The sequence below is a fragment of the Citreicoccus inhibens genome (assembly GCF_019039035.1).
GTDB classification, from domain to species: Bacteria; Myxococcota; Myxococcia; order Myxococcales; family Myxococcaceae; genus Citreicoccus; species Citreicoccus inhibens.
This window is the reverse complement of record NZ_JAHNZT010000059.1, coordinates 1-25275: the sequence shown is the minus strand read 5'-3', so window position 1 is coordinate 25275 and position 25275 is coordinate 1. Positions and strand designations below refer to the sequence as shown.

The 25275-nt window shown below is 68.5% G+C and carries 21 protein-coding genes and 1 rRNA gene; 16 read left to right on the top strand and 6 right to left on the bottom strand.

Going from position 1 to position 25275, the window contains the following annotated elements; genetic code table 11:
* The 5 genes from rrf to KRR26_RS34700 form a co-directional block, all read left to right on the top strand.
* A 5S ribosomal RNA gene (gene rrf, locus KRR26_RS34720) occupies positions 1-106 on the top strand; the annotation flags it as partial.
* A 501-nt stretch (positions 107-607) separates the two neighbouring features.
* A complete protein-coding gene (locus KRR26_RS34715) occupies positions 608-2584 on the top strand; it encodes an ATP-binding protein (RefSeq protein WP_120211167.1) in 1977 nt (658 codons plus the stop codon).
* On the top strand, positions 2581-2955 hold the full coding sequence (locus KRR26_RS34710) for a response regulator (RefSeq protein ID WP_120211166.1): 375 nt from the start codon (positions 2581-2583) through the stop codon (positions 2953-2955). The genes KRR26_RS34715 and KRR26_RS34710 overlap by 4 nt, the downstream gene beginning before the upstream one ends.
* Complete coding sequence (locus KRR26_RS34705) at positions 2955-5762, top strand: ATP-binding protein (RefSeq protein ID WP_217081948.1); 2808 nt, start codon at positions 2955-2957, stop codon at positions 5760-5762. Before KRR26_RS34710 ends, KRR26_RS34705 begins: the two co-directional genes overlap by 1 nt.
* On the top strand, positions 5759-7810 hold the full coding sequence (locus KRR26_RS34700) for a response regulator (RefSeq protein WP_217081947.1): 2052 nt from the start codon (positions 5759-5761) through the stop codon (positions 7808-7810). The genes KRR26_RS34705 and KRR26_RS34700 overlap by 4 nt, the downstream gene beginning before the upstream one ends.
* 21 nt (positions 7811-7831) lie before the next feature.
* Here the strand turns inward: KRR26_RS34700 and KRR26_RS34695 are convergent, their stop codons facing one another.
* Both KRR26_RS34695 and KRR26_RS37750 read right to left on the bottom strand, forming a co-directional pair.
* A complete protein-coding gene (locus KRR26_RS34695; RefSeq protein WP_328707271.1) occupies positions 7832-8608 on the bottom strand; it encodes an LVIVD repeat-containing protein in 777 nt (258 codons plus the stop codon).
* Positions 8505-9149, bottom strand: a complete 645-nt coding sequence (locus tag KRR26_RS37750) for a hypothetical protein (RefSeq protein ID WP_328707270.1) — start codon at positions 9147-9149, stop codon at positions 8505-8507. The genes KRR26_RS34695 and KRR26_RS37750 overlap by 104 nt, the downstream gene beginning before the upstream one ends.
* Before the next feature lie 204 nt (positions 9150-9353).
* Between KRR26_RS37750 and truB the strand changes: the two genes are divergently transcribed.
* Both truB and KRR26_RS34685 read left to right on the top strand, forming a co-directional pair.
* Entirely contained in the window at positions 9354-10250 is an 897-nt protein-coding gene (gene truB, locus KRR26_RS34690) for a tRNA pseudouridine(55) synthase TruB (protein ID WP_217081946.1), read from the top strand.
* 39 nt (positions 10251-10289) lie between these two features.
* The gene (locus KRR26_RS34685; RefSeq protein WP_217081945.1) at positions 10290-10907 is read left to right on the top strand and encodes a GNAT family N-acetyltransferase; all 618 of its coding nucleotides are present in this window, start codon (positions 10290-10292) and stop codon (positions 10905-10907) included.
* Positions 10908-10958: 51 nt separating this feature from the next.
* Here KRR26_RS34685 and tkt read toward each other — a convergent pair whose 3' ends face one another.
* The 3 genes from tkt to KRR26_RS34670 all read right to left on the bottom strand — a co-directional run bounded on the left by tkt (position 10959) and on the right by KRR26_RS34670 (position 15226).
* Positions 10959-13022 (bottom strand): transketolase, encoded by a 2064-nt coding sequence (gene tkt / locus KRR26_RS34680; RefSeq protein ID WP_217081944.1) that lies wholly within the window; start codon positions 13020-13022, stop codon positions 10959-10961.
* Between the two features lie 134 nt (positions 13023-13156).
* A complete protein-coding gene (locus KRR26_RS34675; protein ID WP_217081943.1) occupies positions 13157-14362 on the bottom strand; it encodes a vWA domain-containing protein in 1206 nt (401 codons plus the stop codon).
* Positions 14363-14377: 15 nt separating this feature from the next.
* On the bottom strand, positions 14378-15226 hold the full coding sequence (locus KRR26_RS34670; RefSeq protein WP_120211159.1) for an AAA family ATPase: 849 nt from the start codon (positions 15224-15226) through the stop codon (positions 14378-14380).
* A 131-nt stretch (positions 15227-15357) separates the two neighbouring features.
* Here KRR26_RS34670 and KRR26_RS34665 point away from each other — a divergent pair, with 131 nt between their 5' ends.
* Both KRR26_RS34665 and KRR26_RS34660 read left to right on the top strand, forming a co-directional pair.
* Positions 15358-15963 (top strand): vegetative protein, encoded by a 606-nt coding sequence (locus tag KRR26_RS34665; protein WP_120211158.1) that lies wholly within the window; start codon positions 15358-15360, stop codon positions 15961-15963.
* 128 nt (positions 15964-16091) lie between these two features.
* A complete protein-coding gene (locus KRR26_RS34660; RefSeq protein WP_217081942.1) occupies positions 16092-16619 on the top strand; it encodes a hypothetical protein in 528 nt (175 codons plus the stop codon).
* A gap of 29 nt (positions 16620-16648) precedes the next feature.
* Here the strand turns inward: KRR26_RS34660 and KRR26_RS34655 are convergent, their stop codons facing one another.
* On the bottom strand, positions 16649-18337 hold the full coding sequence (locus KRR26_RS34655) for an MASE1 domain-containing protein (protein WP_120211156.1): 1689 nt from the start codon (positions 18335-18337) through the stop codon (positions 16649-16651).
* Between the two features lie 576 nt (positions 18338-18913).
* On the opposite strand from KRR26_RS34655, the gene KRR26_RS34650 reads away from it, so the two are divergent.
* The 7 genes from KRR26_RS34650 (at position 18914) to KRR26_RS34620 (ending at position 24903) form a co-directional block, all read left to right on the top strand.
* Positions 18914-20029, top strand: a complete 1116-nt coding sequence (locus KRR26_RS34650) for a 3-oxoacyl-ACP synthase III family protein (RefSeq protein ID WP_120211155.1) — start codon at positions 18914-18916, stop codon at positions 20027-20029.
* Positions 20030-20069: 40 nt separating this feature from the next.
* Positions 20070-20690 carry a DUF2378 family protein gene (locus tag KRR26_RS34645; RefSeq protein ID WP_120211154.1) on the top strand — a complete coding sequence of 207 codons (621 nt, stop codon included), beginning with the start codon at positions 20070-20072 and terminating at the stop codon, positions 20688-20690.
* A gap of 52 nt (positions 20691-20742) precedes the next feature.
* A complete protein-coding gene (locus KRR26_RS34640; RefSeq protein ID WP_233577589.1) occupies positions 20743-21351 on the top strand; it encodes a hypothetical protein in 609 nt (202 codons plus the stop codon).
* A 138-nt stretch (positions 21352-21489) separates the two neighbouring features.
* Complete coding sequence (locus tag KRR26_RS34635) at positions 21490-22983, top strand: hypothetical protein (RefSeq protein ID WP_217081941.1); 1494 nt, start codon at positions 21490-21492, stop codon at positions 22981-22983.
* 83 nt (positions 22984-23066) lie between these two features.
* On the top strand, positions 23067-23486 hold the full coding sequence (locus KRR26_RS34630; RefSeq protein WP_120211153.1) for a hypothetical protein: 420 nt from the start codon (positions 23067-23069) through the stop codon (positions 23484-23486).
* A gap of 118 nt (positions 23487-23604) precedes the next feature.
* Complete coding sequence (gene def, locus KRR26_RS34625; RefSeq protein ID WP_120211152.1) at positions 23605-24129, top strand: peptide deformylase; 525 nt, start codon at positions 23605-23607, stop codon at positions 24127-24129.
* A gap of 36 nt (positions 24130-24165) precedes the next feature.
* Positions 24166-24903 (top strand): sterol desaturase family protein, encoded by a 738-nt coding sequence (locus KRR26_RS34620; protein WP_217081940.1) that lies wholly within the window; start codon positions 24166-24168, stop codon positions 24901-24903.
* Positions 24904-25275: the final 372 nt, after the last annotated feature.

Sequence of the window (25275 nt, the reverse complement as noted above, 5' to 3'; positions counted from 1 at the left end):
TGTCGGAGGGGTCACACCCGTTCCCATCCCGAACACGGAAGTTAAGCCCTCCAGAGCCGATGGTACTCCGCGGGAAACCGCGTGGGAGAGTAGGTCGCTGCCGGATTCTTTTTGAGAAGCCCTCGTCACCTTCGTGGTGCCGGGGGCTTTTCCTTTTTCTACCCCTGGCTTCTCCTCCGGGGCTTCGTGATCCCATCGATGCTGTGCGCTCCCCAGCTCGCCGGTGATTCTTGCGCTGTCTCAACTGGATTCGCGGTGGAGTCCGGGCTCGGGACGCCAAGTGAATAATTGTCGGACTTCACGCGTGGCTTGTTATCTGATTGCGAGATGGCTCACGCAACTGGATCAGCCTCAATGCCAGACATCTCTGTAGGTGTTTGAGCTGCGCCTGGCTATTCGGACCACGGCGCACGTCGCCATGTGGCTGGGCTCGTGCGCGTCTGTGTCGGTCCGTCCCACCTGGTGTGGCGCTGTCCCTCACGCTCCTTCCGGTCCGAAGTGCCCACTAGTGGCCGCTTGAGCGAGGAATCGCTCTCAAGCCCCGTGGGAGGCCATCGTGTCCGCTCCTCAAGTCGGCGAGGCTGGGGTAGCACGAGGGCTCCACCCCATGATTCCTCCTCCGCTGCCGCCGGATGAGTCGCGTCGCCTCCAGGAACTGCGCAGCCTCTGCCTGCTGGATTCGCCCGCGGAGGAGCGCTTCGATCGCATCGTCCGGACCGCGGCCCACCTCTTTCAGGTGCCCATTGCGCTGGTGTCCCTGGTGGATGAGGGGCGGCAGTGGTTCAAGGCACGGCAAGGTCTGGGTGCGACCGAGACCTCCCGGGATATTTCCTTCTGCGGTCACGCCATCCTTGCTCCGAGCACGTTCGTTGTTCCGAACGCCGTGCGGGATGACCGCTTCCATGACAACCCGTTGGTGGTTGGGGCTCCCTTCATTCGCTTCTATGCTGGCCACCCGCTGCGGGCACCGGACGGCAGCCGAGTGGGGACGCTTTGCATCATCGACAGCGCTCCTCGTGACTTCTCTGAGCACGACCGCGCCGCGTTGCAGAACCTCGCGGCCTGGGTGGAGCTCGAATTCTCCGCGCTGACGGTGCGCGAGGCTCGCTCGGCGCTGGAGCACCAGGAGCGCTTCTTCGCGCTCTCCGTGGACATGCTCTGCATTGCCACATTGGACGGGGCATTCCTTCGCCTGTCGGATGCCTGGCGCCGCACATTGGGCTTCAGCCAGGAGGAGCTTTTCGCCACGTCTCTTGTCGACCTGGCGCTGGACGAGGATCGGGTGACCACCGAGGCTCAACTGGAGCGTGCTCGGGCCGGCGCGCCGCTCCTCCAGTTCGAACAGCGGACCCGTTGCCAGGATGGCTCGTGGCGGTGGCTCCAGTGGAACGCTGTTCCCAATCTCTCCGAGGGGCTCTTGTATGCGGTTGCCCGTGATGTCACCGAGGCCCGCCGTCTGGCCGACGAGCGTCAGCGTGTGGAGCAGATGAAGAACGAGTTCGTCTCCACGGTCAGCCACGAGTTGAGGACGCCACTCACCTCGATTCGAGGTGCGTTGGGGCTGCTCTCGGGGGGCGTGGCGGGCCCACTCGGGCCGCAGGCCGGGCAGATGATTGGCATTGCGCACAAGAACAGCGAGCGCCTCATCCGCCTCATCAATGACATCCTGGATTTGGAGAAGATGGCCTCGGGAAAGCTCGACATCACGTTGGAGCCCGTGGCCATGGGGAACTTGATGGCCCATGCGCTGGAAGCGCATCGGGGCCATGCCGACGAGTCGGGAATTGAGCTGGAGCTGGTGTCCGAGGTGCCTGGTGCGTGGGCTCGCGTCGACTCCGATCGCATGGGGCAGGTGGTCGCCAATCTCTTGTCCAATGCCATCAAGTACTCGCATCGAGGAGGCCGCGTCACTTTGGGCCTGCGGCGCGTGGGCACCCACCTCCGCATCTGGGTCGAGGACCGTGGCTCGGGCATTCCGGATGCCTTTCGTGCCCGGATCTTCCAGAAGTTCGCTCAGGCGGATGGTTCGGACAGCCGCCGCCGAGGCGGCACGGGGTTGGGTTTGAGCATTGCCCATGGCCTCGTCGAGCGGATGGGCGGCGCGCTGCGGTTCACGACGGAGTTCGGGCGCGGGACCACCTTCTGGTTCGACCTTCCCGAGTGGCATCCTGGCGCCTGGCCGCCCTCGCGCCCTCGCGTCCTGCATGTCGATGCCCACCTGGATGACCACCGCGTGGTCGCGGACGTCCTCGACGGCTTGGCTGACGTGGTCACCGCCTCCTCGCTGGTGGAGGCCGAGCAGGCGCTCTGCACGGGCCCTTTCGAGGTGGTCCTCGTGGAACCCGTCCTGCCGGACGGAGGATGCCTGCCCCTGGCTTCCTTGCGAGCCGCAGCGCCCGTGGTCCTGTTCTCGGTGGCTGAGCCTTCGGCCGAAATGGCTCGCGATGTCGTGGCGTGCCTGGTGAAGTCTCGTGCCTCTGGCGCCGAACTCCGTGCCACGCTGGCGCATCTTCTGCCCACGAGCGGTGCGTCGCCCTCCGCTTCTTCTGCTCATTCCCCCTCGGGGAAAGGTCCAGCCCAATGACGACCCTGCGCAAGGTCCTGCTTGTCGATGATGAGGATGACATCCGTACCATTGGCCAGCTCAGCCTCAGCCGTGTGGGTGGATGGCAGACCGTGCTCGCATCCTCAGGCGCCGAGGCCCTGGAGAAGGCCGCGAGCGAATCTCCGGACCTCATCCTCCTCGACGTGATGATGCCGGGAATGGATGGCCCCACCACGTTCGGCAAGCTGCGCGCCCAGTCCTCCACCGCGACCACGCCCATCATCTTCATGACGGCGAAGATTCAGAAGCAGGAGGTGGCGCGTTACCTGGAGCTGGGGGCGCTGGGTGTGATTGGTAAGCCCTTTGACCCCATGACTCTGCCCCAGGAAATCCGCAAGCTGGTGCCGTGATGGAGCCTCGTCTGTCGAAGCGTTCGGTGGGCATGGCCGCGGGCGCGCTGCTGCTCCTGTGTGCCTTGTTCATCCTCGGGCGGCCCTGGGCCAGCTCGGAGAATGACCACTACCGCACGCAGCTCCGTCAGCTTCGTGTGGCCAGCGCCGAGCTGGAGATGGATGTGCTCCGCGTTCGCGCGGGGTTGCCAGAGTCGCACGGCTCCTCGCCTCGAGACTTCGACGCGCTCAAGGCTCGCGCGGAGGCTCTGCGCACCTTCCCCTCGTTCCTCTCCGAGGAGGGACAGCGCACCCTGGGGGCCGCGCTGGATGGCTATCTGCGGGCCTTGGAGTCGGCGCGGGGGCTGCTCGCGCGTGCCCAGGAGGCCGATGCTCGCTTCGCGGAGAAGCGCGCGGACTTCGCGCGGCTCCGTTCGCTCGCCAACGCAGCTCTGGCTCAGGGCCCGGCCCCGTCTCGCGAGCATGTCGAGGCACTGGGTGAGCGGGTGCTGCTGTCGAATCGCCCTGGGGACTCCGAGGGATTTGTCCCGCGCGTTGAGTCCGCGATCGCGACGGTGGAGGCGTCCCTCGGTGATGTTCCGGAGTCCGCGCGGGAGGTGGTGACGGCGCTCGTCCAGTCGGCGCGTGAGCTGACGGCGATGCGGCGCTCGGCGGATGCGGCCTTTCAGGCCTTGCTGGACCGCAGCGCGAGCGCCGAGGCAGACCGACTCATCAACACGTACCTCCAGCTCTATGAAGGCGTGCAGGCCCGCGCCGAGCGCACTCGCGTGGTGCTCTTCGGCGTGTCGCTCCTGTTGGTGGGCTACGTCCTCGTCGTGCTGGTCCGGTTGGCTCGGGCTTCGTCCGCGCTGTCCGAGCTGAACCGTGGCTTGGAGGATCGGGTCGCTGAGCGCACGCGGGCGCTGTCGGAGGCGAACGCGGGGGCTCGCGGCAGCGAGGCGCGCAAGGCCGCGGTGTTGGAGGCTTCGCCCGATGGCATCGTGGTGCTCGACGAGGACGGTCGCGTGGTGGAGTTCAACCCCGCCGCCGAGCGCACGTTCCAGCTCCCGTCTTCGCGTGCGGTGGGGCTCGACTTCCTGACGCTCGCGCTCCCGGCGTCCCTCCCCGGGGAGCAACGCGAGGCGGTGGCGTCGGCGCTTCGCGCGGAGGGGGGGCCTTCGCCACGGCTGGAGTCTCCGTGTCTGCGCTCGGATGGCAGGGTGTTCCCCGCGGAGCTGACGTTTGCTCGCGTGCGGGGCGACGGCCCCCCGCGCTTCACCGCCTTCGTGCGCGACATCACCGAGCGCCGTGAAGTGGAGCGGATGAAGAACGAGTTCATCTCCACCGTGAGTCACGAGCTGCGCACGCCGCTCACCTCCATTCGCGGTTCGCTGGGTCTGCTCGAGGGCGGCATCATGGGCGAGCTGCCCACTCAGGCGCTCGACATGGTGCGCATCGCGCGGACCAACACCGAGCGCCTCATCCGCCTCATCAATGACATCCTCGATCTGGAGAAGATGGAGGCCGGCAAGCTGGAGCTGAAGCTTCAAGTGCTGGAGGGCTCGGAGTTGGTGGAGTCCACCCTCGCGGGCTTGCAGGGTATGGCGGACACGGCGCGGGTCACCCTGCGAGCCGAGGTCGAAGGCTCGCCGCAGGTTCAAGGCGACCGCGACAGGCTCATCCAGGTGCTCACCAACCTCGTCTCCAACGCGGTGAAGTTCTCCCCGGCCGAGGCCTCCGTCGAGGTTCGGGTCGTCTCCGAGCCGGGGGGGCGGATTCGCTTCAGTGTGACGGACCACGGCCCGGGAATTCCTCCCGAGCAGCGCGGGCGACTCTTCGGGCGGTTCCAACAGCTCGATGGTTCGGACACTCGCTCCAAGGGTGGGACGGGGTTGGGCCTCGCCATCTCCCAGGCCATTGTTGAACAGCACCGTGGGCGCATCGAGGTTCACAGCGAAGTTGGCCAAGGCTCCACGTTCACCTTCTCGATGGAGGCCTTCCAGCCCTCCGCCACGGCGGCGACGGTGGCGCCGCCTCCTCGCGATGAGTCACGCCACAGCGTCCTCATCGTCTCGGCGGATGGCGACCTGTCCACGTTGCTGCGTGGCCTGCTCGCGAACGAGGGCTATCGCGTGATGCGTGCCGCTACGCTCGCCGAGGCGACTCGCACCGTGGACGAAGGCGTCCCCGATGCGCTGCTGGTGGACACGCAGATGCCCGACGGACAGGTGTTGGATTGGGCTCGCCGGCTGCGCGAGGCCCCGCGCACGCGGACCCTTCCTGTGCTTGTGCTCTCCGGTCGCTCAGCGGAAGGGGAGGGTGTGGGGACGCCGATGCTCGTGGATTGGATGGCGCTGCCGGTGGATGAGACCCGGCTGCTTCATTCGCTTCGTCATGCCATGCGCCAGCCGGGACAGGCGCGTGTGCTCGTGGTCGAGGATGACGCGACCACTCGGCGCGTGCTGTGTGCCCAGCTGGAGAAGCTGGGAGCGCAGTGCGTGGAAGCCGCGGATGGTGAGAGCGCCGTCGTGCTGGCTCGAGCCACGCCGCCGGACCTCATCGTGCTCGACGTCGGGTTGCCGCGCCTCGATGGCTTCGAGGTGGTGGACATCCTTCGCCAAGGCAAGGGGCGCACCACGCCGCTCATCGTTTTCACTGGACGCGAGCTCACTCGCGTCGATCAACGACAACTGACCCTGGGAATGACTCGGCATCTGACGAAGGCTCGCTCTTCGGAGGACGAACTGGTTGCGTCCGTGCGAGAACTCCTCAACGGCCTGCTGCCTCGTCGGGAGGCATCCCCGGTTGCCAGAAAGGCATTGCCATGAGCCTCGCGAAGACCCTCCTCTTCCTGGAGGACGACAAGGACCTCCAGCTGCTCGTGGGCGCCTTCCTGCGAGAGCGCGGCTATCGCGTGGAGCATGCGCGCTCCGCGAGCGAGGCCCGGGCCATCCTCGAGAAGATGCCGGTGGACGCGGCCATCGTGGATGGCCTGCTCCCAGGCATGACGGGCGCGGACTTCATCCGCGAGCTTCGCCAGGCCCAGCCGACCCTCCCCATCCTCTTCGCCTCCGCGTTCTGGAAGGACCTCAAGAGCCACGAGATGCTCACGCGCCAGCTCGGCGTGGCGCGCATCGTTCACAAGCCCTATCGGCCCGAGGAGCTGGCTGTCTGGGTCGATCAGCTCTTCATCAAGACGCTGCCCGCGCTGCCTCCCCCTCCACCTCCCGAGGCGCTGGAGTCGCCGAGCAAGGAGGCCGACCCCGGGGCCTTGGATCCGCTCGCCGCGAAGATGGCGGCCCTCAACGCGGAGTACGGCGCGAAGCTGCGCGAGAAGATGTCGCATCTTGGTGAGCTGCTGGGCCGCGCACGTGATGAGCGGGAGGCGTTGGAGGGCGCCTACAGCGCGACGCACAAGCTTCACGGCACCGCGGGCAGCTATGGCTTCGCGGCCGTGAGCACCGCCGCGGGACGTCTGGAAGACGCGCTTCGCCCCGCGAAGGACGGTGGCAGTGCGGACTGGGGACAGGTGACCGTGCGCTTCCAGGAGCTGGCGGCGGTGGCCTCCACGCCAGGGAAGAACTCGGTGCGTACCGATACGCCCGTGAACGCGACGCTGACGGGCGAGGGCACGCTGCTCGTGGTGGACGAGGACCCGTCGGTGCTCGCGGAAGTGGAGCTGCTCGGGCGGGCGCACGTGGTGCGGGTGGTGACGGCGCGCACGGCCGATGAGGCGCGGGCGGTATTGCGACGCCAGTGGGTGGACGGTGCCCTGATCCACATGAACCTGGGCGCCCCCATGGGAGGAATCACCGCCGCGCACGCGTTGCGCGCGGAGGAGGGGCACGCCTCGTTGCCGCTGGCCTTCACCAGCTCGGAGCGTGGTTTGGAGGGGCGCGTGGCGGCGGTGCACGCGGGCGCTTCGCTCTTCCTGGCTCGGCCGTTCTCCGCGCAGGACTTCGTCTCCGCGGCGGAGCGGATGGTGGCGGCTCGGCGGCAGGAGCGTGTTCGCATCCTCGTCGTGGATGACGACCCCGAGGCGGTCACCGCGCTCACCCACGCCCTGGCCAGTGAGAGCATGGAGGTGGTGGGGCTCCCCAGCGCGTATGGATTGCTGGATGCGCTCACGCGGCATCGGCCGGACTTGTTGTTGCTCGATGTGCGGATGCCGGGGCCGAATGGTTTCGATTTGTGCCGCATCCTGCGCTCGATGCCCGAGTGGCAGGAGCTGCCCATCCTGCTCATCACCGCGCAGATCGGCACGGAGTTCCGGCTCGCCGCCTTCCAGGCGGGCGCGGACGACTACATCCCGAAGCCCGTGCTTCGCGAGGAGCTGCGCGCCCGTGTCCATGCTCGGGTGGAGCGAGCGAGGATGGCGCGCGACCGGGCCGAGCGCGACGCGGCGACGGGCCTGCTGCTACGCCGGCCGTTCATCGAGGCGATGCGTACGCGCTTGTCCGAGGCGCAGCGACAGCAGAAGCCCCTGGCCCTGTGCTTCCTGGATGTGGACCACTTCAAGCGCGTGAATGATCAGCACGGCCACATGGCCGGCGATCGCGTGCTCATGCACCTGGGGCGGCTGCTGGCGGCGCGCTTCCGCCGCGAGGATGTCCGGGCCCGGTGGGGCGGTGAGGAGTTCGTCGTCGCGCTGCTGGGGGAGAACGCGCAGAGCGCGCGGGACATCCTGGAGCGCACGGCCGCCGAGCTGTCGCAGATGCGCTTCGAGGGCGACGGCGGTGAGTCCTTCCACATCACCTTCAGCGCGGGCATCGCCGTGGCGCCTCGGGATGGCACGACCGTGGAGGAGCTGCTGCGCGTGGCGGATTCTCGGCTCTATCGAGCCAAGGCCAACGGCCGCGACCGGATTGAAACCTAGTCGCGGCCGAGTGGCCCCTGGTTACGGCTCGTCGAAGATGAGCAGCCCTCGCGCGGTGTCCACGACGTACACGTGGCCATCGCCGGGGACTCGGATGCCAATGGCGCCGTCGAAGAGGCCCTCGCCGCGGAAGGCGTCTGTCTCGTTGTACGTGTTGAAATAGGCAATCTCGCGCGGCTGCGTGGGGCTGGACACGTCCAGCACGCGCAGGTGCGCGCCGCTCTGCTCGCCTCCCTCGAAGGCGATGGTGCGGCCCGCGAAGGTGCCCACCGCGTTGGCGTGGCTGTACTGGAGGTCGAAGGCGTAGCGCCCCACCACCTGCACGTTGTCGACGTTCGCGACGTCCAGGATGAAGTAGCCCGAGTCTGTGTGATTGACGTAGAGGCGGCCCTGGTAGGCGAACGCGTCGTCGGGATATCCGTAGCGCTCTGGCACCACCACGCGATTGAGTAGCACGGGAGACTGCGGCGCGGACACGTCGAAGATGAGCACCTCCGCGTTGGGCGAGGGCGACATGGCGTAGAGCCGGTCACCCTCGACGAACACGGTGTGCACGTTGATGGGCGGCCCGCCCGGCAGATTGCGAATGAGGACGGGGTTCGCGGGGGTGGAGATGTCGAAGACGAGGACGCCCGTGGCGCCACTGGCGACGTAGAGCGCGTCACCCTTGGCCCAGACTCCGTTCCAGTAATTGTCATTGGGCAGGGTGAAGGTCTTCGTCAGGACAGGGTGACGCGGGTTTCGCACGTCGTAGACGGAGAGCCCTCCCGCGGGCCGCTGCCGCTCCGTGATGGACACGACGTAGGCATGGTCCCTCGACGTACACGTCCACCGGCACACCCTGCGCGACGAAGGTCTCGGAGCGCCACGGCACGTTGCCGCTCGACTCGGATTCGCCACGAACTCGAATGAGGCGCTCGATGTCGAACGTGCCCTTGGACGTGACGCGACCGTTGAGGCACTGGCCATAGCACCCGACGATGCGGCCCTCCGTGGGCAAGGTCTTGCAGCCCGCGAGCACGTACTGCCGCACCACTCCATCCGCCAGGTTGCGGTTGTTGGTGAGGAAGAAGCCGTGGCCGGTGATGTCCTGCCGCACCAGCGGCATGCCCGCCATGCGACCCATGCCGCCGTCATTGGGCAGCGCCAGCATTCCGCTGAGCGAGACCTGATCCATGCGAGGGCGCAGCTCGAACACGGAGTAGCCGTGTGCGTCCACCATGCCGAAGTCGTCGGGAGTGCACTGAGACAGGTCGAACAGCGAGGCGTCGTCGCACGTCGCGGGCTGGGTGCCCGGCAGTGGCGTGAACGTGCAGGGCGAATAGTCGCCCTGGTCCACGCGATTCGGACCGGTGGCCCGCTTGGATGGGCACCACAGACTATGTTGAAAATCATGAAATCCTAGAAGGGCTCACCGGCGGCCATCCGGCGCTGGGGCGGACTTCTGGCGCGGGGCGACGCGAGTTGAGGCCCCGAGAGGGGCGAGCGCCGACTAGGGTCAGGCCGCCCAGGTCGCTCGGAGGCGACGGGGCGCGAGCCATCCATGAACCCCGGCATCTATCTGGTGAACAAGCCCGTGGGGCCGACGAGCTTCTCAGTGGTGCGCGAGTTCCTCGACGAGGTGCGCACCGCTTCGCCGTCGAAGCGCGTGCCCGTGTGCCACGGCGGCACGCTGGACCCGTTCGCGGAAGGATTGCTGCTGCTGCTCGTCGGGCAGGCCACGCGCTTGTTCGAGCTGCTGCACGCGGTGCCGAAGACGTACGTGGCTCGCGTCGAGTGGGGCGTGGAGAAGGACACCGGCGACCTGCATGGTCGCGAGGTCTTCCGAGGGGACACGTCCAGCCTCACGCCCACGCGGCTCGATGAGGCGCTGACTCCGTTCCTGGGCTGGCGCGAGCAGGTGCCGCCCGCCACGAGCGCGAAGAAGCTGGGCGGCGAGCCCGCGTATCGCAAGGCACATCGCGGCGAGGAGGTGGTGCTGCCTCCTTCGCGCGTCTATCTGCACTCCGCGCGTTGGCTGTCGCATGCGCTCCCGCGCTCGAGCCTCCTCGAGCTGACGTGTCGCGGGGGCTACTACGTGCGCTCGTTGGCGCAGGAGCTGGGCCGAGTACTTGGGAGTGGGGCGCACTTGTCCGCGCTGCGGCGCACCGTCATCGGACCGTGGACGGTGCCCGCCGAGGGACAGCGTGTCGGTGTGCATGGCGCGGGATTGTTGCCCTGGTGCTCCTCGCGAGACCTCACGGACCAGGAGGTGGGGGAGCTGCGGCGCGAGCGTCCCATCCCCTCCGCGCGGCTCCGTGCTCCCGAGTGGCGACTGCCCGAGGGCTTTCCGGATCCGCAGGCCCCCGTGCGTGCCTTTCATCAGGGCCGCCTCTCGTTCCTGCTGCGTGAGCGCGAGGGTGGCTGGTCCAGTGAGACCGAGCTGCGCGGGGGCTTGTAGCGCGGCGATGCGCGCACCGCGTGGTTACCTTTCGAGTTCATGCCTTCGATGTCAATCCACACGAGAGAGCTGACCCCGGAGCTGTGGCCCGCGCTGGAGCACCTGTTCGGGAAGAACGGCGCGTGTCAGGGCTGCTGGTGCATGTTCTGGCGCCTGGAGAAGGGAGAGCACTTCTCCGACGTGAAGGGTGCACCCGCGCGCGAACGGCTGAAGTCCCTGGTGGAGCGAGGCGAGGCGCGAGGTGTGCTCGCGTTCGCGGGCGAGGTGCCCGTGGGGTGGGTGACGCTGGGCGCGCGTCGAGACTTCCCTCGGCTGGACCGCGCGCCGAGCCTGCGCTGCGATGACGCGGACTCGGTGTCCTCGGTGCCGTGCTTCTTCGTGCACAAGGATTGGCGAGGGCAGGGCGTGGCCACGCTCCTGCTGCGAGCCGCCGAGAACGTGCTTCGCCGCGAGGGCGCGCGCATCCTCGAGGCCTATCCCGTGAAGCCACCCGCGCAAGGCCGAGCGTCGTCGAGCTCCGTCTACACGGGCACGCTGCCGCTGTTCCTCCGGCAGGGCTACACGCTTGTCGCCGAGAAGCCCGTGGGCAAGCAGCGTGTCCGCAAGCGGCTGAAGGCCACCGCGCGCCCGGCTCGGAAGAAGTCGGGCGGCGACTGACACGCGCGGGCCCGCTTCCAACTCGAGGTCGGAAGCAGGCCCTGGTGAGGCTCAGCCCCGCGCCTTCACCTTGGCGAGGGTGTCCTTGGCCGTCTTCACCACGTTCTCCACGGTGAAGCCGAACTTCTTCTGCAGGTCCTTGATGGGCGCGGACGCTCCGAAGCTGCGCATGCCCACCACGCTGCCGGAGATTCCCACCCAGCGCTCCCAGCCGAACGTGGAGGCCTTCTCCACCGCGACGCGGGCGCGCACGGACGGAGGCAGCACGCTGTCCTGGTACTCCTGGGACTGGTGCTCGAAGACCTCCCACGAGGGCAGGCTCACGACGCGGGCCTTCACGCCCTCGGCCTTGAGCTTCTCGTAGGCGTCCACGCACAACGACACCTCGCTGCCGGTGCCGATGAGGATGACCTCGGGTGCGCCACCCTCGGCGTCCGCGAGCACGTAGCCGCCCTTGGACACGCCGCTGGCCGCGCCGTACTTCGTGCGGTCGAGCGTGGGCACCGCCTGCCGCGTCAGCACCAGCACCACCGGGTGCTTGGTCTGCTGCGCGATGAAGCGCCACGCCTCGGCCACCTCGTTGGCGTCCGCGGGCCGCATGACGATGTTGCCCGGGATGGCGCGCAGCGACGCGAGCTGCTCCACTGGCTGGTGCGTGGGGCCGTCCTCGCCCACTCCGATGGAGTCGTGGGTGAAGATGTGGACGGCGGGGATCTCCATCAGCGCGGACAGGCGGATGGCGGGGCGCTCGTAGTCACTGAAGATGAGGAACGTGGCGCCGTAGCCGCGCAGCTTGCTCAGGCACAGCCCGTTGACGATGGAGCCCATCGCGTGCTCGCGCACGCCGAAGTGGATGTTGCGGCCGGAGTAGTCGCCCGGCTTCATCGCGCTGGACGCGGTGAGGTACGTCTTCGTGGACGGGTTCAGGTCCGCGGAGCCACCCACCAGCCACGGGTAGTTCTTGGCGAGCGCGTTGAGCACCTTGCCGCTGGAGTCGCGCGTGGCCAGGCCCTTCGCGTCGGCGGGGAAGGAGGGCAGGTCCTTGTCCCAGCCCTGGGGCGCCTCGCGGCGCTGCATGCGCTCCAATTGGTCGGCCAGCTCGGGGAACTGCTGGCGGTACGCGGCGAAGCTCTTCTCCCACGCGTCGCGCTGCTGCTTGCCGCGCGCGCCCATGCGCTGCTGGAAGCGCTCACGCACGCCGTCGGGGACCAGGAACTTCGCGTCCTCGGGCCAGCCGTAGGCGCGCTTGGCGCCCTTCAGCTCCTCGGCGCCCAGCGGCTCGCCGTGCGCGCTCGCCGTGTCCTGCTTCTTGGGCGCGCCGTAGCCAATGTGGCTGGTGACGATGATGAGCGTGGGCTTGCCGCGCTGCTCCTTGAACGTGCGGTAGGCCTGGCTCAGCGCGTTCAGGTCGTTGGCGTCGGCCACGCGCAGCACGCGCCAGCCGTAGGCCTCGAAGCGGCGGCCCACGTCCTCGGTGAAGGCCAGCTCGGTGTTGCCGTCGATGGAGATGTGGTTGCTGTCGTAGATCCAGCAGAGGTTGGGGAGCTGGAGGTGGCCGGCGATGGAGGCCGCCTCGGAGGCCACGCCCTCCATCATGTCGCCGTCGCCGCAGATGGCGTAGACGTCGTACGTGAACAGGTCGAAGCCGGGCTTGTTGAAGTAGCTCGCGAGCCAGCGACTCGCGATGGCCATGCCCACGCTGTTGGCCACGCCCTGGCCCAGCGGACCGGTGGTCGTCTCCACGCCGCTGGTCCAGCGGTACTCCGGGTGCCCTGGCGTGGCCGAGTCGAGCTGGCGGAACTTCTGGATGTCCTCCAGCGACACGGTGGGCACGTCCTCCACGCGGTAGTCGCGCGTGACGCGCTTGACGCCCGACAGGTGCAAGAGCCCGTAGAGCAGCATGGAGGCGTGGCCGTTGGAGAGGATGAAGCGGTCACGGTCCGGCCAGATGGGATGGGACGGGTCGTACCGCAGCTCCTGCTGCCAGAGCTGATAGGCGACGGGGGCCAGCGCCATGGGCGCGCCCGGGTGTCCCGAGTGGGCCTGCTCCACCGCATCCATGGCCAGGGTGCGCAGGGTGTTGATTGCCTGGGTGTCCAGCGTATCGGTCGTCATGGGTTTCCTCGCGACAGGCGCGCGTCGGGGGCGCACCATGCCGCAAGTGCCGCCGTTGCGCCGCACGAAACGCGAGGGGTCGTCGGGCAGTCCACGACCTCCTGCCCTGAGGTCCATCCGCCCGTGGGCGCGCGTCAGCGCCGGGCGCTCGCCCCGCGTGGGGTGCGGCCCCGGGTCAGGTGGTTCACCGCCTCGCCCAGCCCCTCCACGGTGAGGGCGAACATGGGGAACACCCGGCCAATCATCGCCATCGTGCCCGCGCGCCAGGACGCGGGCGGCTCGGGGTTCAACCACACGTTGCGCTCGAAGTGTTGGGCCAACTGCATGAGCCACGCGAGCCCCTCGATGCCCTCCGCGCGGTACTGGCCGTTGGCGTCCGTGCGGATGCCCAGCTCGTACGGCGCCATGGAGGCATCGCCCACCATGACCAGCTTGTGGTGACGGCCCACCTGCGCCACCAGCTCGGGCACGGTGATGCCACCCGTGAGCTGGGGCGTGGCGTACAGCTTCCCGTAGACGCAGTTGTGGAAGTAGTAGGTCCGCAGCTCCTTGAAGTGCGTGGCCTGGCTCGCCACGCTGAACAGCCGGCTCACCAGGTGCGCGTATGGATCCATGGAGCCGCCCACGTCCATGCACAGCACCACGCGCGTGTTGGGCCGGCGCGGCGCGCGCGTCACCACCTCCAGCTCGCCCGCGTTCTTCGCGGTGGCCGAGATGGTCTCGTCGATGTCCAGCTCCTCCGCCACGCCCTCGCGCGCGAAGGCCCGCAGCTTGCGCAGCGCCACCGCGAGCTGACGGGTGTCCAGCACCAGGTCATCGCGATAGCCCGCGTACTGGCGCGCGCCGGCCTGCCACAGCGCCTGTCCCTGCCGGCCTCCGCGACCGCCCACGCGCACGCCCTGCCGAGGCAGCCCGTTGTTACCGAACGGTGACGCGCCGCCCGTGCCCACCCAGCGCGTGCCGCCGTCGTGACGCTCGGTCTGCTCGCGCAGGCGCTGCTCCAACTGGCGGCGCAGCTCCTCGGGGTCCCACTGCTCCAGCATCGCCACTTCCTCGGGCGTGAGGTCCGTGCGCTCGCGCGCCTCCTCCAGCCACGACAGCAGCTCCTGGGTCAGCTCGATGCCCGCGGACTCCACGCCCTGGAAGTGGGCGAGGAAGGCCTGATCGAACACGTCGAGCTGCGTCTCCGAGTGGACCAGCAGCGCGCGGGCCACGTGGTAGAAGCCATCCAGGCTGCTGTCGTGCAGCCCGGCCTTGAGCGCACCGGCGAGCGCGAGCGCTTCCTGCGCGCCCACCTTCACGCCCCGGCGTCTCAGCTCGTAGAAGAAGGGCAGGAACATGGCCGCGTCTCCCGCTCAGGCCCGCGTGCGCCGGCCGCGTCCGAAGGCCTCCGCCACCGCCACCAGGTCCTGTTCCTTCTTCAGCAGCGCGCCCATGAAGGGCAGGCCCTCGTCGAGCTTGAGGCTCGACACGCCGTTGGCCTTGAGCACGGCGATCCAGTCGATGAGTTCGCTGGTGGACGGGCGCTTGCGCAGCCGCGTGAGGGTGCGCAGCTCGTAGAAGACCTTGAGCGCCTGCTCCGACAGCGACTCGTCCAGCCCCGGGTGGTGCACGCCGACGATGCGCTTCATCAGCTCGGTGTCCGGGAAGTCGATGAAGTGGAACACGCACCGGCGCAGGAACGCGTCCGGCAGCTCCTTCTCGTTGTTGCTGGTGATGACGACCACGGGGCGGTGCTTCGCGGCCACGTCGTCATTCGTCTCGGACACGCGGAAGCGCATCCGGTCCAGCTCGTGGAGCAGGTCGTTGGGGAACTCGAGGTCCGCCTTGTCCACCTCGTCGATGAGCAGCACCACGCGCTCGGGCGAGGAGAAGGCCTCGCCCAGGGGGCCCATGCGGATGTATCGGCGGATGTCTCGCACGTCCCCGTCCCCGAAGCGCGAGTCATACAGGCGCTGGACGGTGTCATAGACATACAGGCCGTCCTGGGCGCGCGTGGTGCTCTTCACGTGCCAGGTCAGCAGCCGGTGCCCCAGGCTCTCCGCGATGGCCTCGGCCAAGAGGGTCTTCCCCGTGCCGGGCTCACCCTTCACCAACAGGGGGCGCTGGAGCGTGAGCGCGCAGTTGACCGCGGCCTGGAGGCTCTCGTTGGTGAGGTAGGTATCAGTGCCTTTGAAGCGGATGGGAGCGGGGGCCTGAGTCATGAGGGGACTCCTTTAACACCCTCGCCCGCGCCCTGGCCGGTGTGTTCCGTTCCCCACGGGAGGGGTGGGTTGGTTGCTTGCCTCGAACGTTTCCGCCCTCTCAGGTATTGGGACGTGTATCCTGGGGGCTCATGGCCATCTCTCTTGAGAGTGAACTCCGTGAAGTGGTGCGGCGCGAAGTCGCCGCGCAGCTGGCTCCGCTGAATCAAGCGGTGGGTCGCATGGCGCGCAACCTGGACGCCCTGGACCTGCTCCGCGTGGTGACGCGCCGGCTGGGCTCGCTGTCGAGCCGGCTCGGTTCCATCGCGGGCGTGCGGACGGCCGCGGTGGCCCTCCCCGCCACGCCCACGCGGGGCCGGGGACGGCCGCCCGCGACCGCGAAGGCCGCGAAGCCCGAGCCGGTGGCTTCCAAGCCCGCCGCGCGGGGACGTGCGGTCACCGAGCACGGCTCGCGGGCCTGCGCGGTGATTGGATGCAAGCGCCCCAGCCGTTCCAAGGGTTACTGCTCCGCGCACTACCAGAAGCTCCGGCTGCTCATCCGCACGGGCCGCCGCCCGAACGACTGGGTGGACGACGCCAAGGCGCAGTCGGTCCGCGAGGTCACGCTGCCCCGCGGTCGCGCCGGCAGCCAGGCCCTGAAGGAAGTCGTGGCGAAGCCCGCCGCGCCGGCCACGCCGCCCAAGCCCAAGGCCTGGGTTCGCAAGAAGGGCGCGGGCGGCATGGTGTCGCTGAACTGACCCCTCGCCCGGTTCGCGAGCGAGGCGGGCGTCTTCGCGCCGCATCCTGGGCGTGCCAACCGCCCGCGCCGGACACGTGTGCGCGCTAGTCGTTGACAGCGACCAAGCGGGATGGGAATTCGGGCCGCATGAGCGAGCAAGGCTATCCGGTCACCGTGGCGGTGCGGCGCCCCGATGGGCGAGTGGAACAGGTGCGCGTGGGCACGGCGTACAGGAACGCCGAAGGCTTCACGCTGGAGATGGGTGAGCTGTCGATTGGAGGATCGCCCGTGGCGTCCGCGCCGGCGCCTCGGCGTGCGGCCCCGTCGGGTGGCGGAGCGCCGGCGGGCGGCGGTGGTGGGGATGGGATGATGTTGCCCAACTACGGCCGCAGCAAGGGCGCGCCGGTCGTGGGCGCCAGCCTGCAGGACCTGGAGTTCTACGCCAACGGCGCGCGGCGCTCGCTGGCGGATCCGAGCAAGTCCCGCTGGCACGACAAGGAGCGCGCGCTCCTGTCCGCCATCGAGGCGGAGATGGCCCGTCAGCGTGGCGGCGAGGGTGGCGGCGGTGGTGGCGGTGGTGGCGGTGGTGGGTATCGCGGCGGTGGGGGCTTCGGTCCTCCGCCGGATGACTCGGACATCCCGCCCCCGGGCGATGACGACAACATCCCGTTCTGAGTGAGCGAGGGCGTGGGGCGCCAGCCGCCTCACGCCACCGCGTCGAGCGCCGGACCCAGGTAGGGCAACCAGAGCGTGAACGTGGTGCCCTGCCCGGGCTGGCTGTGGACGGCGACAGCGCCGTGGTGGCTGTCCACGATGCGGCGCACGATGGCCAGGCCCAGGCCGGTGCCCGTGGCGCGGGTGGTGAAGAAGGGCTCGAAGATGCGCGCCTGCAGCTCCGGGGAGATGCCGTGCCCCGTGTCTGAGATGCTGAGCCGGGCGTGAGGCGTCTCCGCGCGCAGGTCCGAGGTGAGTCGCACCGTCAGGGTGCCTCCCGCGACCATGGCCTGAAGCGCATTGTGAAAGAGATTGGTGAGCGCCACGTGGAGCAGCTGGGCGTCCACCGCGGCGGGGGGCAGGGCCGCATCCAGCTCGCGCACCACCTGCAGGCCGGGCGGCCCCGTGCGCAGGGCCGAGGTGAGCGCGCCTTCCACCAGGGGCTCCAGTGATTGGGCTCGCAGCCGGGGCTCCATGGGGCGGGTGAAGTCGAGCATGTCGTTGACGATGTGGTCCAGGCGGTGGACCTCCTCGTCCATGACGGCGAGCAGCGTGTCCGCGGTGCTGCCCGGTGGTGGCGTGTGCATGCGGCGGAAGGCCGCCAGGGCATTGGCGATGGCGCCCAGGGGATTGCGCACCTCATGCGCCACCGTGGCGCTCAATTCGCCCAGCGCGGCCATGCGCTCGCGCCGCACCAGCGCGGCCTGGGTCGCGGCCAGCGTGTCGAGCGACTGCCGCAGCTCCGTGTTGAGGTGACTCACCTCATCTTGCGCGCGCCGTCGCTCGCCCAGCGCGCCCGCGAGCATCAGCCCGGACACGCTCGCGGCGGCGAGGAAGGATTGGAGGAAGGAGAGGTTGAGGTTCGGCTGCGGCCCCGCGAACGGGCCACTGCCCAGCGCCGTATGCCAGAGCGACACCGCGGAGAGGACGGCGGTAGCGGTGGCGGCGCCCCGCGCCTCGAAGCGGAGCGCGGCCCAGAGAAGGAAGGGGAAGGCCAGGTAGCTGAGCGGGTGGAACGACGTGGTGGTGGAGGGCGCCGCGCGAAACACCGCGTGCGTGGCCGCGCCCAAGGTCACGAGCAACAGGGCCAGCTCCCAGGGCCGCTGCTGGCTGGTGGCGGCCCCGCTCCGGGCGTTCCAGGTGAAGAGGAGCGGCGCCACGACCAGGACGCCCATGGCATCGCCCACCCAGAAGACCCGCCAGACGGTGGCGACATTCGCCCCGGCGAGTCGGCCCGCGACCCACAGTGTCACGACACCCACGGACGCGCTGAGCGCGGGGCTCGCCATCGCCGTCGCGCACAGGCCCAGCGCGTCGCGCACCCGATTCATGGCGGGATGCAGGCGCACCCCGCGGCGCAGCAGCAGGGCGCCCACCCCGGCCTCCAGCATGTTGCCGCAGGCGATGGCGACGTGGGCGGGCCCGATGGGCCAGTGGGCCTGCGCCGTCACCACGGGCTCCACGGCGATGGCGGCGAGCATCAACCCCGGCCACTCCCGCATGGGGCTCAGCGTGAGCACCGCGAGCGCCACCCCGCTGGGGGGCCACATGGCGGACACATGCTCCGGCGCGAAGGACAGCAGGCTGCCCATCCGCGCCGCCACCGCGTACAGCGCCATGAACAACCCCAGCCGCACGAGCGGCATGAGGCGAGGCGGGATGGCGGAGGACGCGGACACGCGGGCCTTGGAGGACGCTCAGCGTGACACGGGGGCGGACGCTACGTGAAGGGCCAGGTGCGCCCCACGGCGCGAGCGGAGGCCCAATCCCCACCCATTCCCTCCGTGCAATTTGTTGTCACGGGCAGTGGCTCTGAGCCGCGCTCCTGGTGTACATGGACGTGCGGCTTGGGGACGACCCCTCGCGCGAGGTCGGGGCGAGCCAAATCGGGCCCCCATGTCTAACTTGCCCTCGCGTGGCGTGGAGGTGGGGGTGAGTCGCCGCGCCGCACCGGGAAGCGCCGAGTGATTGATGACACCTGCGGTGTTTTCCAGACTCACCGAATAGTTTAATAGTCCCCGAATTGGCTTCGCTTTTGATTCTCTTTGCTTCACTTCTGAAGCGAGCCGTTCACTGGAAGAAGTCCAGGGACTTGCAGGCCCCCGGAGTGCTCGATACTTCACCCGTGAATCGACGGGCTTCGGTAGATACCTGTCATTCCAAGGGTTTGAGAAATGGCCTGGATCCTGCTCATTCCGTGGGATGCCAGGGAATCATCCCTGTCCGGCGTGGCTGTGAAATGACGAGGCCATGATATGGCGAACAGGGTCTGTCTTGTGGGAGCGGGTGCGTTTGTTCCGACGCGCACCATCAGCAATGCGCGGATTGCCCGGGCCATCCCGGGGTGGTCGGCGGAGCGCATCGAGGAGAAGATAGGCATTCGCGAGCGTCGCTTCCTCTGGGACTTTGACGACGAGCGAGGTCGGGCGATTCCTCCCCCGGACGACGTGGCCGGGCGCTTCTATCCCGCGACGAACACAGACATGTGTGAGGTCGCGCTGCGTCAGGCGCTCTCTCGCTCGGGGGTGGAGCCCGCCGGACTGGATGCCTTGTTTGTCGTGACGTGCACGCCGGACGCGCCTCATTTCAACCATGACGCCATGGCGCTCCATCAGCGCCTGGGCCTGCGTGAGGACGCGTTCGCGCTGGTGGTGGATGACGGGTGTGGTGGCACGCCGTATGTGTTGGACTTGGTGAAGAAGATGATGGAGGGAGGCCGCTTCCGTACGGTCGCGGTCGTGGCGTCCGCCTTCACCTCGCCGCTGCTCAACCGCGAGGTCTACACGGACGAGCTCCCGCCGGGCCCGGGGCGCCCCAAGGCGCTCAACGCGTACCTGTCCATGTATGTCTTTGGGGATGGCGCGGGGGCCGTGGTGCTCAGCGCGCGGCCGGGGGATGCGGAAGGGCCGGGCATCCTGAAGTCCTTCTCCGGCAACGCGCACGGCGAGCTGGTGACCCGCCGCGGCGGTGGCCTCCTGAAGCTGCCGTATCAGCCCGGGTGGACCCGTCCCTCGGATATGGCCTTCGTGGTGGATGGCTTCAAGGTGGCGCGCAGCTATCCTGAGTACATGCAGAAGTGCTTGGATACGGTGCTGGGGTCGGACCCCGCGGGCCGTCGGCATGTGCTCCGCTACTATTTTCACCAGCCGAACAAGCGGGTGATGGACGCCTTCATCCATCGCGCGGGGCTGCCCCCGGAGGCGGTGGCGTGCAACGTGGACCGCTATGGCAACACCTCGGCCGCCGGAATGCTGATTCTGCTCGCGGAGGACCTCGAGCAGGGGCGTGTCAGCCTGGGCGGTGGTGACCTGGTGGTCGTGGCCGCGGTGGGCGCGAACATCCACTACGGCGCCCAGCTCATTCGCCTCTAGCTGAATCATTGCAGTGAGAAGTGCACCGGGAGCCTCCAACATGGGTGAGCAGTCTCAAGGAAACGTCAGTGGCCTGGACGCGTCGTGGGCGAAGGACTTGTCGATGCGGCTGTCATTGGCGCTGAAGGAAGACACCGCGCGCGGATTGTTCTTCAACGGCGCGGTGGGTGCGGTGCGCGCGTTGGGTGGGGACACCGCCGTGGAGCAGTGTCTGGGGGCGGCGGGTGAGAAGAAGTTCGTCGATTTCTTCAACTACCCGGTGGCCGCGTTCCTGCGGCTGGCGTACACGGCCGCGCAGCTCATGGGGCCGCAGCTCGGTGGTTTTGACGCGACATTGCGGCGCATGGGGACTCAGGCGACCGCGGATTTCCTGTCATCAACGGCGGGAAAGACCTTGCTGCTCCTGGCGGGAGACAGTCCCAAGCGATTGGTGAGCAACCTGCCGTCGGGGTATCGCGCCGCCGTGAGCTATGGCGAGCGCTCCGTGGAGTGGACCGGGGAGCGCAGCGGGCGCTTCGTGATGAAGCGAGACTTCATGCCGCCCTCCTATCATGAAGGTGTCTTGCAGGCAGTCATTGAAGCGCAGGGAGGTCGTGCGGTTCAGGTCCGAGGAAGACAGACAGGAGCCTTGGATACGGAGTACGAGTTGTCTTGGCAGTAGGCCAGGTCCGGGCGTGGTTTCGCGGTTCACATGAAGCTCTGGAGGGGTGTTCATGACGCGCAAACAGAGGAGTGCGAGGGTCGTGCTGTCGCTGCTGGCTCTGTCGTCGGTAGCCCGGGCCGAGGCGGCTCCAGATGAGGGGGTGTATCAGTTTCGCACCGAGGAAGACCCCGCGACGCCTCCAGACCCGAGCGTCTGCGCCGCGGCGCCCTTCGTGGCGAACGTGAAGCTGGGCGCCAGCGTGTACATTCCCTTGCATCAAGTCTGGGATGGCAAGGTGGTGTTCGCGGGGCGCATGCGGGCCGGCACCGCGACGGCCTGTGTGCGATTGACGGACTTCACGTTCCCGCCCGGGCAACAGGTGCCGTTCTATGCACGGTTCAATCTGCCCGAGGGGCCCTTCACGGCCTCGGGCACGTGCACGCTGGTGAGCAATGACGTCCCTCAATCGGGGCTGGTGTTGGCGGGCTGCGCGCTGAAGCTGGTGGAGGCGCCTCCGGGGTACGTGGGGGGCACCATCTCCAGCACCAGCGTCTTCAATCCCTTCCATCTCCCGGGCTTCGCCACGGGCTCGTACTACACGCTCTATGCCTATCGGCAGGGGCATGCCCTCGCCTGGTCAGGGGGCAACCACCCCTCCGTCGACGACGAGCAGGAGTAGCCCGCCCCGCGTCTCGCGCCGGCGGACGCTTCCCGTGTGTCGGCCCCTCCTGGAAAGATGCTCGCCCCGACGGAGCCTGCGTGCACCGTCGGGGCCTGTGGGGAGGGGCCGGATCGCTCGACCGGAAAGGACGGAGGCATGGACGACAAGCGGAGGGAACTCCTCGAGGCACTCGGCTACCGCGAACCCGTGAAGCCCGCCGCGCCGGACGTCGCGCCTCCCGAGGTGGGCCGGCTGGCGATGTCCACGCGGCTGGACGCCCCGCCTCCCGAACCGCCGGCGCCGGACGGCGACGCGGAACTCCCCCTCCTCAGCGCCGAGGAACTGGACGCGCTCCGGGCGGCCTTCATGGAGGAGCCCGAGGACGTGCTCCGCGAGGCCGCGGCGGGCCTGGGCACGCGCGTGACGGTGTCCGCGTTCGTGGATGCGCTGCAGGAGGTGGACCTCTGGCTGCGCGCCCCCGAGCAGGGACTGCAGCGATTACGAGCCGAGGGCCTGCGGGTGAAGACCGCGGCGACGCTCCCTCCGGACTTCACCTTTCCGCAGCGGACCGAGGAGATTCCCATCGATCCTGGAAGCACGCGCTTTGAGCCCCTGGCGGACCTTCGGCGCTGGCTGATGTTCTCGGGTTCGGCGTGGTTGAAGCGGGGGACGGTGGTGCGCGCGCCGTTCCGCTGGCACTTCGCGGCGAGGAGCCGCTACCGCTACGCCCTGCGCGAGCCCTCGCCGGACCATCCGGTGGAGCTTGCGCTGTTCTCGGACTTCGGCACGGGGGAGTACCCGTCGCGGTACATCGCGAGGCAGCTCAAGCTCCGAGGGGAGCGGCTCGAGCACGCCATCCACCTGGGCGGCGTCTTCTACGCGGGCCGCCAGGGTGAGTTCGACGCGCACATCGCGCAGCCCCTGTCCCCGCTTTATGAGACGACGTCCCTGCTGACGCTGAACGCGGGACCGGAGATGCGCTCCGGGGGCGGCTCGTATTTCCGGTCCTTGGATGAGCGCCGTGGCCTCGGGGCGAAGCAGGTCCAGGAGGGCAGCTATTTCTGTCTGGCCTCGGAGCGCTTCCAGCTCATCGGTCTCGACACGGCCTACTTCGAGCCCGGGAGATACCAGGAGCCCGCGCTGTGCCAGTGGTTGGAGCAGGTGCTGTCCGAGGGCCGCCGGCGCGGCGCGGTGAACATCCTGCTGAGCCAGGGGGCGCCCTACCGACATGACGAAGCCCGCCTGTCCCCTCTGCTGACGGAGGACTTGCGGGAGGTGATGGCGCGCGGCTGGGTAGACATGTGGTGCTGGGGTGGGACGCACTATGGCGCGCTGTTCGACCGCACGCCGGAGCTGCCGTTCATCGGCCTCAGCCTGGGGCACGGCGGCTTCCCGTACGCTCGGCAGTTCCCGGAATCATCGTCGCGCCTGCCCATCCGGTTCTTCGAGTCCCGGGCACGCTTCCCCGAGTGGACCGGGGTGCGGCAAGACCGAGGCAACCACGGGTACTGCACCCTCTTGTTGAACGAGGATGGCTCGATGGGGCTGCGCTTCGTGGATTGGATGGGAGGGCTCCGGTGCACCGCCCGGCTCGTGCGCGAGGGCGGCAAGGGGCCTTTGGGGCTCCATCGGGTGGAGTCCGAGGACTGAACGGCGTGCCCCGACGCAGGAAGCCGAGCCCAAGGGGGCACTCCATCGCCCAAGTGCGGAAGCGCCGGCTACGATGCACGGGCATGGAGCCGCAGCAGTGGACGGATGCCGCCTTTGTCGCGGCCGTGGAATCCGCGACGTATCCAGGCGCTGCCTTTCGCCACCGAGAGCATGTGCGGCTCGCGTGGCTCTGCCTCCGCGCGGAGGGCTTCGTGGCCGGGCTGGAGCGCCTGCGAGTCCTCATTCGCGGCTTTGCGACGGCGAATGGGGCCCCGGGCAAGTTCCATGAAACCCAGACCCGCGCCTGGGCCGAGCTCGTCCAGGCCGCCTTGGACCGAGCGCCGCGCGTCGACTCCTTCGATGACTTCCTGGCGCTGCACACGGAGCTGGCGGACTCACGGAGGCTGGTGAGGCACTACCGGCCGGAGACGCTGGGCTCGGAGCGCGCGAGAGACACGTGGTGCCCGCCGGACCTGGAGCCCTTGCCGCGTCGTATTGGCTGAGCAAGACAGCAGCGCTCGGGGGCTGTCCTGCGGGTGACGCTTGTCCACGTCGGACGGGACGGGCGGAAGCGCGCTGGAAGTGCTGATCGAAGCGAAGCGCGCATGGCAGAGTAGGGCCATGGTTCGCGATATCGTCATCTGGCCCCACAAGGTTCTCACCTCGCCCACCCAGCCCGTGAAGGACTTCGGTCCGGCGCTCGACAAGCTGCTCCAGGACATGGCCGAGTCCATGAAGCACGCCGAGGGCATTGGCATCGCAGCCAATCAGGTGGGTGAGCCGCTGCGCATGGCGCTGGTGGGGCGCGAGGACGGCACCTTCTTCGAAATCATCAATCCGCAGGTCGTGGAGAAGTCCGAGCCCATCTCCATCGAGGAGGGCTGCCTCTCCGTCCCGGACGAGTGGGAGAAGTGCCCACGCTTCAAGCGGGTGAAGGTGAAGTTCCAGGACAAGTCGGGCGCCTGGCAGGAGATGGAGGCGGAGGGACGGCTGGCCCACGTGCTCCAGCACGAGATTGACCACCTGGACGGCCACGTCTTCGTGGACCACCTGTCGAGCCTCAAGCGCACGCTCATCCTGGATCGGATGAAGAAGCTCCAGAAGACGTTGGCCCGGCGGAAGAACACGAAGGCCGAGGAGACCTAGGCCCGCGGGGAAGGAGGGGCGCGCTAGGCTGTCCGGATGGGCGAGCCCCACATCCCCAAGCGAGTCGCGGAGTTTCGCGAGGCCTACCGTCGCCAGTCGGTGAGCCCGCGTTACTCGGGCTGGGGACACCTGGCCTTCACCTCGCTGAGCTGCCTGGGAGGCCTGTCGCTCGCCCTCTCCTGGTTGGAGCGCCCCCGGCCCCTCGAACTGCTGACCGTCCCCGGAGTCATCCTCCTGGCGAACGGGGTGGAGTTCCTCGGTCACCGAGGCCCGATGCACCGCCGCCGCCGGGGCCTGGGCGCCGTCTTCGAGCGCCACACGGGCCAGCACCATCGGTTCTTCACGCACCAGTCGATGCAGACCGAGTCGAGCCGCGACTTCAAGCTGGTGCTGTTCCCGCCGGTCTTGCTCGCGTTCTTCTTGGGGGCCATCGCCCTGCCACTCGGGGCGCTAGGCTTCGTGCTCGCGTCAGCGAATGTGGGCCTCCTCTTCGTGGCGACGGCGCTGGGCTACTACCTCGCCTATGAGTGGCTCCACCTCAGCTATCACCTGCCGGCGGGGCATCCGATTCTCCGGTGGCCGGGGCTCACCTGGCTCCGGGCGCACCATCAAGTGCACCACGATCCAAGCCGCATGACCCGCGTGCACTTCAACCTCACCTTCCCCCTGGCGGACTTCCTCTTCGGGACGATGTGGAGACCAACGCGGCGAGGAAGCGCGGGCCCAGAGGCGCCCCGGGCACGAGTCGCGAGGCGCCCTCGCCCGTCCGCCTGAGGACATTGGGACGCTTCTCTCCAGGGGTCGGCACGGGGGAGGGGCTTGCCTGCGGCGTTCCGGGTGCGCATATCGCGAGGTGATCCGCTCATTCTGTTCGATGGATCACCTGGGAATTGACGCATCGGGAACGAAGGGGTACAGAGTCGAACCCCCCGCCAACGAGCGAGGCGCCTCAGGCGCCCTGATCCACGGTGGGGAAGAAAAGGATCAACGAAGATTGTTGACCCTGAACGCGGAAGAGGTACAAGCCGCGCCCCTCGCCAAGAGGTCCCGACGCTGGTTGGGACGGAAGGACTTGGAGGAGGGGAAAAAGGAAATACGGCAGTCAACGGAGCGAGTTGACAGCGGAAGGGGCGGAGGAATAGAAGC

Bases quoted from the DNA above. Each gene is read 5' to 3' on its own strand.
- KRR26_RS34715 (WP_120211167.1), top strand. From the start codon at position 608: ATGATTCCTCCTCCGCTGCCGCCGGATGAGTCGCGTCGCCTCCAGGAA.
- KRR26_RS34710 (WP_120211166.1), top strand. From the start codon at position 2,581: ATGACGACCCTGCGCAAGGTCCTGCTTGTCGATGATGAGGATGACATC.
- KRR26_RS34705 (WP_217081948.1), top strand. From the start codon at position 2,955: ATGGAGCCTCGTCTGTCGAAGCGTTCGGTGGGCATGGCCGCGGGCGCG.
- KRR26_RS34700 (WP_217081947.1), top strand. From the start codon at position 5,759: ATGAGCCTCGCGAAGACCCTCCTCTTCCTGGAGGACGACAAGGACCTC.
- truB (WP_217081946.1), top strand. From the start codon at position 9,354: ATGAACCCCGGCATCTATCTGGTGAACAAGCCCGTGGGGCCGACGAGC.
- KRR26_RS34685 (WP_217081945.1), top strand. From the start codon at position 10,290: ATGCCTTCGATGTCAATCCACACGAGAGAGCTGACCCCGGAGCTGTGG.
- tkt (WP_217081944.1), bottom strand. From the start codon at position 13,022: ATGACGACCGATACGCTGGACACCCAGGCAATCAACACCCTGCGCACC.
- KRR26_RS34675 (WP_217081943.1), bottom strand. From the start codon at position 14,362: ATGTTCCTGCCCTTCTTCTACGAGCTGAGACGCCGGGGCGTGAAGGTG.
- KRR26_RS34670 (WP_120211159.1), bottom strand. From the start codon at position 15,226: ATGACTCAGGCCCCCGCTCCCATCCGCTTCAAAGGCACTGATACCTAC.
- KRR26_RS34665 (WP_120211158.1), top strand. From the start codon at position 15,358: ATGGCCATCTCTCTTGAGAGTGAACTCCGTGAAGTGGTGCGGCGCGAA.
- KRR26_RS34660 (WP_217081942.1), top strand. From the start codon at position 16,092: ATGAGCGAGCAAGGCTATCCGGTCACCGTGGCGGTGCGGCGCCCCGAT.
- KRR26_RS34650 (WP_120211155.1), top strand. From the start codon at position 18,914: ATGGCGAACAGGGTCTGTCTTGTGGGAGCGGGTGCGTTTGTTCCGACG.
- KRR26_RS34645 (WP_120211154.1), top strand. From the start codon at position 20,070: ATGGGTGAGCAGTCTCAAGGAAACGTCAGTGGCCTGGACGCGTCGTGG.
- KRR26_RS34640 (WP_233577589.1), top strand. From the start codon at position 20,743: ATGACGCGCAAACAGAGGAGTGCGAGGGTCGTGCTGTCGCTGCTGGCT.
- KRR26_RS34635 (WP_217081941.1), top strand. From the start codon at position 21,490: ATGGACGACAAGCGGAGGGAACTCCTCGAGGCACTCGGCTACCGCGAA.
- KRR26_RS34630 (WP_120211153.1), top strand. From the start codon at position 23,067: ATGGAGCCGCAGCAGTGGACGGATGCCGCCTTTGTCGCGGCCGTGGAA.
- def (WP_120211152.1), top strand. From the start codon at position 23,605: ATGGTTCGCGATATCGTCATCTGGCCCCACAAGGTTCTCACCTCGCCC.
- KRR26_RS34620 (WP_217081940.1), top strand. From the start codon at position 24,166: ATGGGCGAGCCCCACATCCCCAAGCGAGTCGCGGAGTTTCGCGAGGCC.